General features: G+C 56.8%; 13 protein-coding genes. 8 read left to right on the forward strand and 5 right to left on the reverse strand.

The genetic code is table 11. From position 1 onward, the window contains the following. Positions 1-2 precede the first annotated feature (2 nt). Positions 3-2,132, reverse strand: coding sequence for a CHASE2 domain-containing protein (locus DPEP_RS12820; RefSeq protein ID WP_005660616.1), 2,130 nt, complete (start codon positions 2,130-2,132; stop codon positions 3-5). Further along, positions 2,129-3,019 (reverse strand): hypothetical protein, encoded by an 891-nt coding sequence (locus tag DPEP_RS06440; RefSeq protein WP_005660617.1) that lies wholly within the window; start codon positions 3,017-3,019, stop codon positions 2,129-2,131. The genes DPEP_RS12820 and DPEP_RS06440 overlap by 4 nt, the downstream gene beginning before the upstream one ends. Before the next feature lie 117 nt (positions 3,020-3,136). On the opposite strand from DPEP_RS06440, the gene DPEP_RS06445 reads away from it, so the two are divergent. Beyond that, positions 3,137-4,369, forward strand: a complete 1,233-nt coding sequence (locus tag DPEP_RS06445) for an HD-GYP domain-containing protein (protein ID WP_005660618.1) — start codon at positions 3,137-3,139, stop codon at positions 4,367-4,369. Here DPEP_RS06445 and DPEP_RS06450 read toward each other — a convergent pair. After that, positions 4,350-5,543: a M20 metallopeptidase family protein gene (locus tag DPEP_RS06450; RefSeq protein WP_005660619.1), complete on the reverse strand. Its 1,194-nt coding sequence runs from the start codon at positions 5,541-5,543 to the stop codon at positions 4,350-4,352. The two genes, DPEP_RS06445 and DPEP_RS06450, sit on opposite strands and share 20 nt — an antisense overlap. A gap of 523 nt (positions 5,544-6,066) precedes the next feature. On the opposite strand from DPEP_RS06450, the gene dapA reads away from it, so the two are divergent. Genes dapA through DPEP_RS06475 form a run of 5 tightly spaced genes read left to right on the forward strand, consistent with a single transcriptional unit; the run spans position 6,067 to position 10,597 of the window. Further along, the gene (dapA, locus tag DPEP_RS06455) at positions 6,067-6,945 is read left to right on the forward strand and encodes a 4-hydroxy-tetrahydrodipicolinate synthase (protein ID WP_005660621.1); all 879 of its coding nucleotides are present in this window, start codon (positions 6,067-6,069) and stop codon (positions 6,943-6,945) included. 1 nt (position 6,946) lies between these two features. After that, positions 6,947-7,597, forward strand: a complete 651-nt coding sequence (locus DPEP_RS06460; RefSeq protein ID WP_005660623.1) for a 4-hydroxy-tetrahydrodipicolinate reductase — start codon at positions 6,947-6,949, stop codon at positions 7,595-7,597. Then, positions 7,579-8,277 (forward strand): 2,3,4,5-tetrahydropyridine-2,6-dicarboxylate N-acetyltransferase, encoded by a 699-nt coding sequence (gene dapD, locus DPEP_RS06465; RefSeq protein WP_005660625.1) that lies wholly within the window; start codon positions 7,579-7,581, stop codon positions 8,275-8,277. Before DPEP_RS06460 ends, dapD begins: the two co-directional genes overlap by 19 nt. Before the next feature lie 2 nt (positions 8,278-8,279). After that, a complete protein-coding gene (locus tag DPEP_RS06470) occupies positions 8,280-9,500 on the forward strand; it encodes an aspartate kinase (protein WP_005660636.1) in 1,221 nt (406 codons plus the stop codon). Continuing rightward, positions 9,500-10,597, forward strand: a complete 1,098-nt coding sequence (locus DPEP_RS06475) for an aspartate aminotransferase family protein (RefSeq protein WP_005660638.1) — start codon at positions 9,500-9,502, stop codon at positions 10,595-10,597. Before DPEP_RS06470 ends, DPEP_RS06475 begins: the two co-directional genes overlap by 1 nt. Here the strand turns inward: DPEP_RS06475 and DPEP_RS06480 are convergent. Both DPEP_RS06480 and DPEP_RS06485 read right to left on the reverse strand, forming a co-directional pair. Further along, positions 10,581-12,194, reverse strand: a complete 1,614-nt coding sequence (locus DPEP_RS06480; protein ID WP_005660643.1) for an ABC transporter permease — start codon at positions 12,192-12,194, stop codon at positions 10,581-10,583. The two genes, DPEP_RS06475 and DPEP_RS06480, sit on opposite strands and share 17 nt — an antisense overlap. Beyond that, positions 12,170-13,171: an ABC transporter substrate-binding protein gene (locus DPEP_RS06485; RefSeq protein ID WP_005660646.1), complete on the reverse strand. Its 1,002-nt coding sequence runs from the start codon at positions 13,169-13,171 to the stop codon at positions 12,170-12,172. The genes DPEP_RS06480 and DPEP_RS06485 overlap by 25 nt, the downstream gene beginning before the upstream one ends. Before the next feature lie 176 nt (positions 13,172-13,347). On the opposite strand from DPEP_RS06485, the gene DPEP_RS06490 reads away from it, so the two are divergent. After that, positions 13,348-14,775, forward strand: coding sequence for a hypothetical protein (locus DPEP_RS06490; RefSeq protein WP_005660649.1), 1,428 nt, complete (start codon positions 13,348-13,350; stop codon positions 14,773-14,775). Between the two features lie 73 nt (positions 14,776-14,848). Then, on the forward strand, positions 14,849-15,040 hold the full coding sequence (locus tag DPEP_RS06495) for a hypothetical protein (RefSeq protein ID WP_005660650.1): 192 nt from the start codon (positions 14,849-14,851) through the stop codon (positions 15,038-15,040). The last annotated feature ends 3 nt before the right edge of the window (positions 15,041-15,043 follow it).

Genomic DNA, 15,043 nt, shown 5'->3' on the forward strand with positions numbered 1-15,043 from the left:
GCTTATATGTCTCTATGGTTTTTCTCGTACCAGGAGGGGCCTATCCTGTGAAGGGTCTCCACTACCTGAGGGTCGAACAGCGTCCCCGAGCCCCGGTCGAAGAGCTCCAATATGTCCTTGAGATCCCAGCTTTCTTTGTAGCTCCTTCTGCTGGATAAGGCGTCGAAGGTGTCTGCCACAGCCACGATTCTTCCGGCCAGGCTTATCTCTTCCCCCTTCAGTCCCAGGGGATAGCCGCTCCCGTCTAATTTTTCGTGATGTTCCAGCAATGCCTCTTTCGCCACCTCGCTCAAGGCAACAGTAGCCATGATATCCTTGCCGATGGAGGGATGTTCCTTTATCCTTCCATATTCTTCTTCGGTAAGTTTATCCGGTTTCTGGAGGATCGCATCCGGTATCCCTATCTTGCCTACGTCGTGCAGGGTCGCTCCCAGGTATAGCTCTTCTACGAAGTCGTCCGAAAGGCCCATCGCTATGGCCAGCTCCCTCGACAGGGATGCGACCCGGTCGGAATGCCCCCTGGTGTCCTGATCCTTGGCGTCGACCGCCGCAACGATGGCCTTTATGGCGCCCTGTATGGCCTGGCCCCTTTGTTGCTCTCTTTGCAGGGCCACCGAGAACCAGCAAGCGGTCAGGACCACCGCGACGGCGCTCCCGAGATCCTCCTCGGAGACCTTGCCGGTCCAGCCGAGTTCCACCAGCCCCTCCCATCCTGATGGTGGTTTTATGAACATATGGTACCTTTCCGAGTCTCCCGGAAGCTTCACCAGGGAGGTACCGTCGTCCTGGGATATTACCTCTCCTCTTTTCATGATTTCGGAAACGACTCGGGATGATACGTGTTTTTTTATCAATTTTATGGAGGTCAGCTTATCTATCTCCGGCCAAACTCGATCCAGAACCGTCTCCGGCGACTTTCCGATGTCCCCGTCCTTCCAAGCACCGAAGGTTATCGATGCCAGAAGGTTGGAATAAAGGGCTCCCATCTTGGCCGATCGAGAGAGCCCCAGCAGTCTGTATGCCACTGATATCAGATAGGACGAGAGCCCCAGGACCACAGCCGTACCGGGAGAGAGCCAAAGACCCCACAGAGAGAGCAATATAAAGGGTATTGTCGTCGTGCCGATAACCATTATAGATACTACGACCCAGCTCCATATCGGAGGAGCCAAAAGTCCGATCGCTCCGCAACAGAGTATGGATATAAAGCTCAGCAAGGTTTCATAGGTTCTGGGCCCCGACCGGATGCAGCCAGGGTCAAGAAGGGTCGCTATAGAGAGAGCCATGAAGGAGGCACCGGGAATCGGCCTCACCGCCCCTTGGCTATAGAGGGAGACAGTGTCCTGTATTCCCAGGCCGGCGGCATTTACTCCTACGACGACCAAGGCGTCCTCGAAGGCGTCTTTGGGTACCCTGCCGGCCAGGACGTCCGAGTATTCGTAGACAGGTATCTCCTCCAGGGGACGATGGGTTAGCCATATGCCTCCTTCGTCGTTCATGGGAAAGGCCCGATCTCCGAGCATAAGAGTCGGCCGCTCCATCTCTTCCGATATGGTCAGCGCTCCTCCTTCGTGGGTGAGAGCCGCTGCCAGAGGAAGTGACGGCTGTTTCCCCTCTCCGACGGTCCACAGAGGGACAACGAACCTATACAGTCCGTCTACGTCGGGGACCACATTGGCGATTCCGAAGGATTTCGCCGATAGAACCAGGTCTTTGTATGGTAGCACCGGTTTTACCGTTCCGTTCTGTTCGGTCAGATGGTAGGCTACGACGCAGTTGCTCTGTTCCTCGACTTTTTCTGCCAGGAAGCGATCTTGCCAGGAGACCGATTTTTCCGGGAATATCATGTCCAGCACTACGGTGCGGGCATCGTGCAGCTGGGTTAGAAGTCTTCCGTGTACCGACCTGGGCCAAGGCCACCCTCCGAGCTCCATGAAGGAAGGCTCCTGTGCCAGGACCAGGATGATCTTGTCTCTCATCTCGGGGGCGGCGAGAGAGTCGGCGTAACGGTCCATGAGGAGCCGATCCAATCGGACGAATATGTCCAGGGGGTATATCGCCAGTACCGTTCCTAGGGCCGTCACCATGAGGAGGAGCAGGCCTCTGCGTCGAAAGTATCTGGAATGTCTCATCTATCACCCTGTCGGGTTGGGACCTGTCGGGCCATTCTTATATTTATAACGTTTCCTCTGACCGCCGCGACTTTCGATATTACCGTTACGTTGCAGGGTATCCTGAAATCGAAGCCGTTGGCCTCTATGACGGAGGCGGCCTCGTCCGATATTGTCACGGTTCCGTCCTGGGCGACCGATATGTCGTCGGATATGACCAGAGGTTTCCCCTCTGCGGCCCAGGCGGGGGAGATCCCCCAGGATATACCCCTTGAAGAGAGCTCGCCCTTTTCAAGGGAGAACGCGCCTCTCTCGACGAAGGTCTCTTTGTCCATGAATGGAGCTCCATATACCTGTTTTCCCGATCTTGACACCACTGTGAGTATCATGGATGGTTTAAAGGGACGATCCCCAAAGTTCAGCACCAGACGGTTGAACCCGTTCCCCTCGTAGGTAGGGACCTCCTTGTTTTTAAGGTTGGGAACTTTCGAGGCCACCGCTCCTCGGAGGTCTTTCATCGGTAGATGTCCTACAACGGTGTAGATCTGTCCGTCCCAGGAACCTCTCTCTATGGAGACTCCCTTTATGGTTCCCTCTACGGAGGTCCTTACCTCGTCGTAGGTCATGAAATCCTTTATTGTGGTCGTGGATTGGATGGATATGCCGTTTACGAACTCCAGAAGGTTTCTCCTGAGGTCTAAAATGGCGGCCCTTTGTGCCAGCAACTTTGCCCTGCCGGGCGACTCTACCCAGTCCGGAGCGACTCCCTGCCCGGTCGCGGCGATCCTGTCCTCGGACCACAGTATCAGAGGATCCACGAGATCCGATCCCTCGATGGATCTAAACGACGCTGCCAAAGCGACTATCGCAGCCAGGAAGGCGAAAAACGGTTTAGGCGATCTTCTCATGGCGAAACCTCCTTTTCCCATATAATACTGTAATCCTAGGCTAGTAAACAAGGAGAGCGGCCTAGCGAGGTCAACTCGGATAGTGCATAATGTCGCTATATTTTGGGGGTTTTTACGATGGCAATATATATAGCATCCATAGACGTTCTAGAGCCCGGTATGGTGGTGGGACGGCCTATCTTCGGAGCCGGAGGGATCCCTCTGGTCACCCAGGGGATTCCTCTCTCGAGGGCTTTGATAAACGCCATACGCAGGCAGAAGATAGAGCAGATATACATAAAAGACGACTCCGATGGGCCGTCCGAGACTCCGCAAGGACTTTTATCCCACGAACTGGAGAGGGAGGGCAGACGAAAGGTCGAGGCCATCTTCTCGAAAGCGGTGGAGAAAATGTCCATTTCCGTGAAGGATATCGAGGTCTTGTCCGATTTGCTCTCTTCCGTTATGGCGGAGCTCTCAAGAGGCGGTTCTCTGACCATGGGCAGCCTAAAGGCAGTGGCTGACATGGACAAGGTGACCTTCGACCACTGTTGGTCCGTGGCTGTGTTGTCCCTTGCCCTGTACAGGGAGGCCATAGAGGACGGCTGGCTTCCCTTGGGGACCTTCCAGGACGGTATAAATATGGGACTGGGAGCGGTTCTACACGACATAGGAAAACTGAAGGTTCCGCTGGAGATACTCAATAAACCGGGCATGCTGAACGAGAAGGAGTGGGAGGAGATGAGGCTCCATCCCTGGCATGGACTGGAGCTCGTAAGGAACCAGCCGAACGTGATGCCCATGGCGAGGGGGATCATAATCCACCATCATCAAAGGTTGGACGGCAAGGGGTACGGTCCTAGAAGCAGTGAGAATATCCTGTCCGGCGATAAAATCCCCAAAATAGTCCGTCTCGCCTCCGTGGCCGACGTGTACGACGCCATAGCAACCGACCGCCCCTATCGTCCGGGTTATCTTCCCTGGGAGGTCCTTCGGACGATGAGGAAGTCGCTGGGCGACGCACTGGACGCCAAGGCCTTCTCTCTTCTGGAGAGGATGGTGGTCCCTTTCCCTATAGGGTGTTTCGTCCTTCTCAAGAGGGGGGAGGTCTGCATGGTCACCCGCTCTGATGGCCCGTGGGGAAGGGTATTGGCACTGATGACTCCCTTAAAGGGACGGGCTTTAGGGGATATCTTCAGTTTTGGAGCCGAGGACGTGCTTTTGGGTGGTACCACCCTCCAGGGGTTGGCCTGGAGGGTTAGGCGGGAGTTCTTCTCTGTTTTGGGAAAGGATGACAAAAGGCTTGATCCGTCAGGATGGTCGGTCTTGTCCGACTGGAAAGATCGACTCCTCAAGGCATTCGGTCGGTGAGTCCTTCTTTCAGCAGGGTTGCCGCGGATTTAGCGAGGATAGCCGCTCCTATCGGAAGGGCCGATTCGTCCAGATCGAAATAAGGGCTGTGCAGCGGGGCCGATATCCCTTTGCCTCCGTTGCCTACTCCCAGCATGAAATAGCAGGAAGGGCAGAGTTCGGCGAAATAGGCGAAGTCGTCGACCCCCATGGAGGGATTGTCCATAGGGATCACCGAGCCGTCGCCAAGTATTGATCGTGCCGACAGGGAGACGGCGGAACAGACCCTCCTGTCGTTTATCAGAGGAGGATATCCCTGCACAAAGGTTATATCCGCCTCGCCTCCCATGGCTTGGGGGAGTTCTACCGCCATCTTGGCTGTTTCTTCCCTCAATTTTTTTCTGAGGTCTCTGTCCACAGTCCTTATTATTCCCTCAAGCCGGACCTCTGAGGCCACCACGTTCCTGCCGTTGCCCCCGTGGATGGACCCCACGGTCAACACCGCCGACTCCACCGGGTCGGTCCTTCTGCTGACTATCTGCTGTAACGCCGTGACGGTCTGACAGGCTATGGCCACGGCGTCTACTCCGCGGTGGGGTTCCGCTCCGTGGCATCCCTCTCCTCTTATCGCCAGGTCGAACATATCCGATGCCGCCATGGTCTTGCCCGGGTTTATCCCCACCGTTCCGACCTTCAGGTTGGGGTTCACGTGAAGTCCGAGGGCCGCCAGTGGCCTTCCCGAGTCCAGCAGTCCGTCGTCGATCATGGGCTTGGCCCCTCCGGATGTCTCCTCCGCCGGTTGAAAGACCAGCAGTATATCTCCCTCTAGGGAGCCCTTAGCCGAGTTCAGTAGTTTCGCCGCTCCTAGCAGACAGGCGGTGTGTCCGTCGTGTCCGCAGGCGTGCATGACCCCCGGGATCTCCGACGAGTAAGGTCGACCGGTCAGCTCCTTCACCGGAAGGCCGTCCATGTCCGCTCTGAGAAGAACGGTAGGTCCCTTGGAGTTCCCCTCTATTCTTCCGGCTATTCCGGTTCCCGCGTGTCTTCTGAACGGTATCCCCATCTTCTCGAGCTCTCTCTCCACCAGCAGAGCTGTCTCCTCCAGGTCGAAATCCAGCCCCGGTCTGAGGTGTATCTCTCGGCGGAGATCGGTGAGCCACCCGCTCAGTTCTCTGGCCTGAATCATGGTATCCATTTATCTCATCCTTTCCACTTGACTTCATATATACAGGCGTATATAATTCTCGGAAATCTCCGGATATCGGAGTTACACAAGCATACCGTCAAAGGCGATGAACCGGAAGCCCCTGTGACGTATGACGTTTCGCCAGAGAGAGGTCTCCATCGGCTGGAAGAGACCTGAGACGTCGTTTCGGGGGGTAAGGTCCGGTGAGCCGAGGCCGAAAGGCGATCTTTGCGGAGGTCGTCGTAGTAAGCTCTCCGGGAGGCTCCCGTCACAGGGCCGTAAGCGGGGCGTCGGAAGATGCTCAACCAGGGTGGTACCGCGGGTTTTCGGCCCGTCCCTCGACGAGGGACGGGCCTTGTCTTTAGGACAGGCCTTCGCGAGATCTATCCGGTGAAACTTCCGGTCGTCCAATCAGGGTGGTACCGCGGGCTCAAGCTCGTCCCTATGTAGGGGGCGAGCTTTTTTCGTAGAATAGGGATATCATTTACTGGGATCCCGGAGGGTCCCGAAATTCGAGAGGAGGAATGGAGAGATGTTCAGAGGAACCGGAACGGCTTTGGTAACCCCCTTTGCCGAGGGGCGTTTCGACGAGGAGTCCTTTCGTCGTTTCATAGAGTTTCAGATAGAGGGCGGCGTGGAGGCCCTGATCGTCCTCGGCACGACCGGGGAGGCTCCCTCGGTCTCCGAGGAGGAGCGGACGGAGATAATTTCCTGTGCCGTCGCTACTGCGGCAGGCAGGGTTCCTGTGATAGTGGGAACCGGCAGCAACTCGACGAATCATGCGGTGTCGTCCAGCTTGATGGCTCAGGAGCTGGGAGCGAATGGGGTCTTGGTCGTCACCCCCTATTACAACAAGCCCACACAGGAGGGGCTCTATCGTCATTTCCGGGAGGTGGCCAAGGCCATATCCATACCGATGGTGATATACAACGTCCCGGGACGCACGGGATGCAACATCCATCCCGATACGGTCCTGAGGTTGGCTGATCTGGAAAACGTCGCAGGGATCAAGGAGGCCAGCGGTGACATGGCCCAGGTGGACGATCTCATACGGAGGGTCAAGAAGGTCCGTCCGGAGTTCAAGGTCTACTCGGGCAACGACGACCAGGCCTTCCACCTGGTCTGCAGCGGAGGGGACGGAGTGATCTCCGTTCTGTCCAACGTGGTTCCACGGGAAACCTCGACCATGATCAGATCCGCCCTGGACGAGGATCTGCCTGCGGCCAGAAAGGCCCATATGAAACTCTTCCCCATGATGAAGGGGCTTTTCGTGGAGACCAATCCCATACCGGTCAAGTGCGCGGTGGCCCGTCTCGGCTATTGTTCTCAGGAGATTCGTCTGCCTCTGGTCCCCCTGTCGGAGAAAGCCAAAGACGGTCTAGATTGCCTGATGGACGAGCTGGGGCTCTGATATGAAGTACGGAATAACCGGGGTCTCCGGCCGAATGGGTCGGGAGCTGCTGGAGGTATTTGGTCCGGACGACTGTGTAGCCACAGTGTCCCTGGAGGACGAGGCCGTTCTCGATCGGCCGGAGGTGATGGTCGACTTCTCTCGTCCCGAGGCGCTGGAGAGGACTCTGGGTATATGCAGGGAGTATCGGTCGGCTCTGGTCCTCGGTACCACGGCACTGGAGCAAAGACATTTCGAGGCATTGGCGGACCTGGCTAGGACCGTACCGGTGGTCCAGGGATACAATTTTTCCATGGGCATAGGGCTCTTGAAGATGGTTCTTAGGGATTATTCCACCGCCCTCGATGACTGGGATGTCGAGATATGCGAGACCCACCACGTCCACAAGGTGGATGCCCCTTCAGGTACCGCCATCTTACTTAAGGACGCTGTCGGCAGGGATTGTCCCACACACTCGCTCCGGATCGGCGGAGTTCCAGGGGATCACTCCGTATCCTTCGCCAACGAGGGGGAGGTGTTGTCCTTCGGACACAGGGCCTTATCCAGAAAGGTCTTCGCCATGGGAGCCTACAGGGCGGCTCGTTTCTCCTTGGATAGCGAGCCGGGACTTTACGATTTCGAGGAGGTAGTTCGATGCGCACTGAAGAGGTGATCCGACACATAAAAGAGTCGGTCAAGAAAACGCCGGTCAGGGTTTTTATCTCCGGTAGGCTGGATGAGTTGAACTGGGGCGACCTCCGTTTCGTAGGAGGTTCCGAGTTCGGCGTCGTCAAGGGAGACAGGGCCGAGGTGATGACCTTTTTGGAGGGCAACTCGGACAGTATCGACGATTTCGAGATCGAGGTCGAGGCCAGAAACTCGGCCGTTCCGATGGCGGATCTCACCAAATACGAGGCCAGAATAGAGCCCGGAGCGATCATCCGCGATATGGTGGAGATAGGCAGGGGGGCCGTCGTCATGATGGGGGCGGTCATAAACATCGGAGCGGTGATAGGAGAGGGCACTATGATAGACATGAACGCCGTGCTTGGAGGTCGGGCCACGGTGGGGAAGAACTGTCATATCGGTGCCGGAGCGGTCCTGGCCGGCGTCATTGAGCCCCCCAGCGCCCTGCCTGTGGTGGTGGAGGACGACGTCCTGGTGGGAGCCAACGCTGTCATATTCGAGGGAGTGAGAGTCGGAGCCCGTTCTGTGGTGGCCGCCGGAGCCATAGTCACCAAGGACGTTCCTCCTGGAGTAGTGGTGGCCGGTATTCCGGCCAGGGTGGTAAAGGACGTGGACGCCCAGACCACAGATAAAACCCGCATAGTGGCGGACCTGAGGGAACTTTAGTCATGGCCTTGGTGGTCCAGAAATACGGAGGTTCGTCGGTCGCCACTGCGGGGCACATAAAGGCAGTCGCCCGAAAGATAGTCGACAGGGTGGCCCGAGGGGATAGGCTGGCCGTGGTGGTCTCCGCCATGGGAGATACCACCGACGACCTGATCTCCCTGGCGGAGCAGGTTAGTTCGTCGCCGAGCCCCAGGGAGATGGACATGCTTCTGTCGACGGGGGAGCAGGCCTCTGCCGCCCTGCTGGCGATGGCCCTGCACGACATGAAGGTCTCCGCCCTGTCTCTCAATGCCTTTCAGCTCGGCATAGAGACTACCGGACGGTTTCGCGACGCCCGCATCGTTGATCTGGACCTGTCAAGGCTCAGGCATCGCCTCGAGGACGTTCAGGTGGTGGTCATCACCGGATTTCAGGGCATATCGCCCGACGGAGATGTTACCACACTGGGCAGGGGAGGCTCGGACACCTCGGCCATAGCCGTTGCGGCCAAGCTGGGGGTCCCCTGCGAGATATACAGCGACGTAGCAGGTATATATGCCTGCGATCCCAGGGTCGTTCCGGAGGCCAAGAAGCTGGACTACGTGGTCTACGACGAGATGCTCGAGATGGCCGCCTTGGGAGCCAGGGTCCTCCATTCCAGAGGGGTGGAGATAGCGAAGAAATACAAGGTGGACCTATACTGTGGCTCCACATTTTCCGACGAGGAGGGGACGAGAATAGTGAATACGCTTCCGGAGTGGCTGGAACAACCTGTGGTAACCGGTATCGCCGTCGATATGGATCAGATGAAGGTCACCCTGGAGGGGCTGCCCGACGGGGTAGACCTTCTAACGAGGCTCTTCGGGTGTCTCGCCGCCGACGGAGTCAACGTGGACATGATATCCACCGTCTCCGCCGGTGAGAGAACCTCCATAACCTTCTCCGTTGTGTCGGGGCATATATGTCAGGTCCGTGATTCCGTGAGGGAGAGCCTGGAGGGCATCGACGGTTGGTCCCTGTCGGACGACTCCACCGTCGCCAAGGTGTCGGCTGTGGGAGTCGGAATGAAGACCAGCTCCGGCGTGGCGGCCCGTTTCTTCTCCGCTCTGGACGGAGCGGAGGTCTCGGTTCTGGGGACCACCACGTCGGAGATCAAGATATCGGTTCTAGTTCCGAGGGATCAGGCCGGCGATGCCGCCAAAGCCCTGGTGGCGGAGTTCGACCGTAGGGAGGAACAACCTTGATGCTGGCACCTCTCTACAGCCCCCTCCCGATCACGGTGGAACGTGCCGAGGGGGTCAGGATCTTCACCGACAGGGGGGAGTTTCTGGACTGTTACTCCGGCATAGGAGTCATGGCCATGGGCCATTCCTACGGACCGACCTTGAAGGCCATCGAGGCCAAGGCAGGCCGACATCTTCACCTGGGAAATTACTTTCTTGATCCCGACGCCCTTCCCATGGCCGAGGCCGCTCTGGCACTGGACGGAAGAGACGGACAGGTCGCATTTTCCAACTCGGGGGCGGAGGCCATCGAGGCGGCTATCAAGGCTGTTAAAGCTCTCAGGCCGGGCAAGATAATCTCCTTCAAGGGGAACTTCCACGGCAGGACCTGCGGTTCTCTGTCCATCACCTGGGGTCCGGGCATAAGAAAGCCCTTCGAGCCGCTGCTTTCCGACGGTATATTTTTACCTCTAAGCGGCGAATGCCTTAAGCTCTTCTGCGAGGCCAACGAGGTGGCGGCGGTCTTTCTGGAGACCGTGCAGGGCAACAGCGGAATTCTTCCCTGCTCGGAGGACCTGGCCGAAACTATACGGTCCCTTCATGAGGAAGGTCGGTTCCTCTTGGTGGCCGACGAGATCCAATCCGGCCTGGGGCGAACCGGAAAGGGCTACGGTTACCAGCATTATGGTCTGAAGCCAGATCTGGTCACCTTGGGGAAAGGGCTGGGAGGGGGGCTGCCTCTGGGAGCCCTCATGGCTTTCGGATGTGCTCCCTTCGCCCAGGGGGAACACGGCTCCACCTTTGCACCCAACCCTCTATCCCTGGCGGCGGGGCTTCCTGTCCTGCGGGTCATGACCGACGATTTTCTGTCGGAGGTGACCCGTAAGGGGCGGCTTCTGTCCGAGGGGCTGAGAGGGCTTCCCTGGGTCGAGTCGGTCAGAGGTTTGGGGCTCATGATAGGTGCCGTTACGGAAGACGCCGGTGCCGTTCGCCAGGCGGCCTTTGATCGAGGGGCACTGCTCAACGTAGCCGGAGGAGCCATACGTTTCCTGCCGGCCCTGAACGTGACGGACGACGAGATAGAGGCGATGTTGGATAAGCTCAATTTCTCCATCTGACTCGAAAGAACCGGTCTATCAGCTTCGAAACGGAGAAGACGATGGTAACCAGCACCACCGACAGGGCCGCCGCCTGGCCGAACATAAGTTCGGTGATGCATTCCAGTATCCTCACCGTTAAGAGGTTCCATCTGACCGAGACCAGAAATATCATGGCGCTTATCGCCGTCATGGATATCACGAACAGGGATTTCATCCCTCCCGATATGGCTGGGGCTATAAGAGGGACGGTTATCTTTCTGAACACGGTGAACCTCGAAGCACCTAGGTTCATGGCGGCCTCCTCCAGGGAACGGTCCATCTGGCTCAGAGACGCTATCGTGAGCCTCATAGCCGCGGCGCCGTAGCGGAAAACGCACAGGGCCACCAGTATGGTCATTGTTCCGGTCAAGACGATCGGGCCTGAGTTGAAGGCTATCACGTAGGCTATCCCGACGGCTGTGCCGGGCAATATGGAGTTCAGAAGGGAGACCGCCTCCATGGTTCGTCTGAGAGGGGTCTCCCTTTTAGTTACCAGATAGCCCGCCGTGACCGATACGACCGTGCCGATCACTGTGGCGGTGGTGGCCAGCAGAATAGTGTCCTTTATGGAGCCCAGCCCCGAGGACAGGGCGTAACCGTAATGTTCCAGCGTAAAGGTGTTGTCCAGCCCCCACGCCCGGACCAACGACGCCGTCAGTATGGTGCCGTATACGATCAGCAGGAACGACGATATGGATGCCACGACGGCGAGAATCCACTTCTCCCACCTTTCGACCGGTCTTGGAGGGCGGCCCCTTCCTCCTTTCCCTGAAATGGTGGTGAAGTCTCTATTGTCGGTCCACCTTCTCTGGATCAGATAAACCCCTATAGCGGGTATTATCAGAAAGAGAGAGAGGGCCGCTCCTCCCTGGAGGTCGTACATGCCTGTTATCCTGAGATAGGCCTGGGTGGTCAGGACGGGGAAGTCGTGACCTCCCATCACCATAGGCGACGCGAAATCGGCCAAAGAGGCCCCGAAGAGCAGCAGGAACGAGTTGGCCAGACCAGGAATTGCAAGAGGAAGGGTCACCTTTCGGAAGGCCTGGAGCCTGGTGGCCCCCAGGGTCATGGCCGATTCCTCCAGTTCTCCGTCTAGCCCCTCGAGGACCGCCGACAGTGCCAGATAGGCCAGAGGGAAATAGGTCATGATCTCTGCGAGCCAGGTTCCCCAGAACCCGTAGAGGTTCAGGTCGGGCATGCCTATCAGGTTCGGTATGGTTCCCCCCGGTCCCAGCAGTATCGACAGGGATATCCCGGTCATGAAGGGCGGGGAGACCAGTGGCAACACGACTACGCTGTCGACGGTTCTTCCTAGCCAACGGGGAATCGGTATCCCCGAGGAGGAGAGTGCGAAGGCGAAGCCTATTGCCGTTCCCGCCGTAGCCACAGCCGTTGCCAGTACCGCTGTGTTCCTCATGGCGGCGAGGCTGTAACCGTCGGTAATAACGTTCAGCAGGGGGGCCGGCGAGAATTCTCCGCTATTGGTGGTCGCTACTACGAAGAGACGGCCCAGGGGATAAAGCACGAATATCCCCAAGGCCGCCCATAAAGCTAGCGAAGCACCTCTTCTACCCATCTCTCGACCAGCCTGTCCCTGTTATCTCCCGCCCATTCGACGTCCAGAGGCAGGATTTTTATCGACTTGATATCCAGCTCCGGCGTTGCGGGAGGAACGTCGGGATTGGTAGGTATGAGGTTGATGCCGTTCTCCCTGTAGAGGCGCTGCATTCTCTCTTCCGAGGCCCAGTCGAGAAAGACTTTAGCCAGATCGGGTCGCGACGCTCCCTTCACGAGGGCCATAGCCTCTATCCCTGCTACCACCCCTTCTTCCGGATAGCTGACCACGACGGGGTAGCCCTTCTGTTTCATCTCAAGGGCGTCCACCAGGAAGAATATTCCTCCGGCGGCCTGACCTCGAGCGATCGGCAGGGCTCCTCCGGATCCGCTCTTCGTGTAGACCTGTACGCTCTCATTGAGTTTCGTTTGGTAGGAGTAGGCTTCGTCCTCTCCCATTGCCTGAACCAGGCTGAGTATCCTGTACATGGCCGTTCCGGAGGTCCTGGCGTCGGCCATCTGCAGTTTCTTCCCGTAGCGGTCGTCCAGGAGGTCATTCCAGGATTTCGGTGGAGTCATGCCTTTATCCTGTAGAAACTTTTGGTTCGTCATGAAACATATGGGATCCAGAGCCACCCCCGTCCAGTAACCTTCCTTGTCCCTGAACTCTGGGGGAATCTTCTCCGCCTTTTTCGGGAGATAGGGATCGAACAGTCCCTTAGCCATTCCGTCCACGAAAGCCTCCGCCATGTTGCCGAAAACCACGTCCACCTGGGGGTTGGCTTTCTCTGCCTCCATTCTCGCCTGGAGCTCCCCCGAGGAGAACCTCATCCATTCGACCTTTATTCCGGTGTCCGACGTAAATGCGTCGAAGATCGCCTTTGCATATCGTTCGGACCATATAGTATAGGCCCTCAGGCTTTCTTGGGATGCAGTTGCGGAGGAGGCAGAGAGAGCCAGGGCGATGATCCCGATCGCCACTGCTAGAGTCTTTTTCATAGTCGTCATCCTTTCTGGATTTTTACCCTCGATTGACTTTGTCTGGATTGTAGTCCTTTTGGTTCTCAGGCTCCATAGCCAGATAGGCCTGAAATCCCTGCTCAAGTGGCACAGGTCTCGGCCGGTTACGGTACAATAGGAAACGTATATATCTAACTATGAAAGGGGAGTCCCCCTTGGTTCAAGAGGTAGTGCTTTCCGCTCTCGTGGAGCGATGGAAAAAGGAGGAAGGAATAAGGACCCTTTGTTCCGATTACGGTAAAGACATAGGGGCATACAAAAAATATCAGGAATCCTCGGAGAGAGAGGCCCGAGTGAAGGCCAGAAAGCTATGGAACTCCATGTCCGATCGCTATTGGCAGATCTTCAGGGAGATACTTATCGCCATGATCAAGACACTTCCGGTGTCTCTTTCTTTTTCCTCTAAGGAGAGGCTCTTCCTGGACTGCGGTTTTCTCTCCCCCGGCGTGACCCCGTTCAACGAGGATCTGCCAAGTTGGCTGGACCAGGAGATACCGGACGATATGTTCCGTTATTTTTCCTTCACGGATCTTTGGATCGAGAAATACGCCTTACTCTACAACAGAGATAAAAGAAGCGGTGTCGGAAGGTTCGGTGACAAGTTTCAACGATATCAGGCCCAGCTTTCCGGGGCTCTTAAGAGGGCGGCCTTTTCTCTGAGGGCCATGTTGCCTCAGATTCCCGAATGTCCCAAGGAAAAGGCGGACGAACTGGTCGACAGGTTGGAGAAGAACCTGGAACCTTTTCTTGAACGTCATATGAGGACCCGTTATTTCAGAGAGCTGGAGAAAAAGGAATACAACGAGGTCGTGGATGGGGCTAATTCTTTCTTCTATGCCAGGAAGGAAATAGAGTCGATCCTCACGAGGGCCGTCCGATCGGTGGAGGGATTCGAGGATAGCCAGAGGCGCAAGCTCAAAGGGCTTCTGGACGACGTCGTTTTCTTGGGATCGGTGACCATACACATAAGAAACGAGATGGACCGTTGGGATAAAGCGGTTGAGAGAGGTTCCGCTAAGTTCGGAACGGAATCGGACGGAGATCGTTTGGTCCAGATGGAAGAGGCTTTGAAGGTTAAAAGGGAGATAGCGGCTCAGATGGCCGGAATGGCCCGAACCGACACGTCGCCTCTGTGTCAACAGTCCCATCAACCTCCTCTGACCTTTGAGGCCGTGTCGGAGATATTGAACCGTCTAGTACCTCTGGACAACGACATGCTAAGGGTTCCCAGGGTACGGATGTATGGAATTCCCCGGGTGGTAATAGTTCCCGGTCAGGGATACGGAACGTACGATTGGACGGACAATACCTTCATGCTGCCTCTATTCCCCAGCTACAGTGCAGAGAGGGCTGTAGCCTATTCCCTGGCGACCTTCAGGTGGGATGCCGACGAGGACAGGGAGTTCAAGAACACCTACGAGCTTCTCAAGGAGAATCGTGGCAAGTCCATAAAAGGGTTGGCTTCGTCTTTTTCCAACGATTACTATCTATGGCTCACCAAGGAGAGGTTCGGCTTCAGGGTTCTACCCAGAGAGGTCAGAGATTGGTTCAAGACGAAGTTCGACTCCGAGGGAGTTCGTTAGCCCTGTTACTATATATTCCTCTGTTGAGTTATAATATATCGGTTGAGGACAGTGTTCCCGAAAGGGGGATGCTATGTTTTTGATGTTGGAATCCCAAGACGTCCTGTCACTCGAGACGGTAGTGGCTCTCGTCAAGGACGGAGATGGGACATGTATATATCGCGACGATGGGACCGTGGAGCATTCGGTTTTCAGACCGGATACTCTGGCACGGCGCTGTTTTCCGAGGCGAACCGATCTGGTTTCCCGAAAGGAAGGAGAATGAATA

Source organism: Dethiosulfovibrio peptidovorans DSM 11002, assembly GCF_000172975.1.
Taxonomy (GTDB): domain Bacteria; phylum Synergistota; class Synergistia; order Synergistales; family Dethiosulfovibrionaceae; genus Dethiosulfovibrio; species Dethiosulfovibrio peptidovorans.

Bases quoted from the DNA above. Each gene is read 5' to 3' on its own strand.
- DPEP_RS12820 (WP_005660616.1), bottom strand. From the start codon at position 2,132: ATGAGACATTCCAGATACTTTCGACGCAGAGGCCTGCTCCTCCTCATG.
- DPEP_RS06440 (WP_005660617.1), bottom strand. From the start codon at position 3,019: ATGAGAAGATCGCCTAAACCGTTTTTCGCCTTCCTGGCTGCGATAGTC.
- DPEP_RS06445 (WP_005660618.1), top strand. From the start codon at position 3,137: ATGGCAATATATATAGCATCCATAGACGTTCTAGAGCCCGGTATGGTG.
- DPEP_RS06450 (WP_005660619.1), bottom strand. From the start codon at position 5,543: ATGGATACCATGATTCAGGCCAGAGAACTGAGCGGGTGGCTCACCGAT.
- dapA (WP_005660621.1), top strand. From the start codon at position 6,067: ATGTTCAGAGGAACCGGAACGGCTTTGGTAACCCCCTTTGCCGAGGGG.
- DPEP_RS06460 (WP_005660623.1), top strand. From the start codon at position 6,947: ATGAAGTACGGAATAACCGGGGTCTCCGGCCGAATGGGTCGGGAGCTG.
- dapD (WP_005660625.1), top strand. From the start codon at position 7,579: ATGCGCACTGAAGAGGTGATCCGACACATAAAAGAGTCGGTCAAGAAA.
- DPEP_RS06470 (WP_005660636.1), top strand. From the start codon at position 8,280: ATGGCCTTGGTGGTCCAGAAATACGGAGGTTCGTCGGTCGCCACTGCG.
- DPEP_RS06475 (WP_005660638.1), top strand. From the start codon at position 9,500: ATGCTGGCACCTCTCTACAGCCCCCTCCCGATCACGGTGGAACGTGCC.
- DPEP_RS06480 (WP_005660643.1), bottom strand. From the start codon at position 12,194: ATGGGTAGAAGAGGTGCTTCGCTAGCTTTATGGGCGGCCTTGGGGATA.
- DPEP_RS06485 (WP_005660646.1), bottom strand. From the start codon at position 13,171: ATGAAAAAGACTCTAGCAGTGGCGATCGGGATCATCGCCCTGGCTCTC.
- DPEP_RS06495 (WP_005660650.1), top strand. From the start codon at position 14,849: ATGTTTTTGATGTTGGAATCCCAAGACGTCCTGTCACTCGAGACGGTA.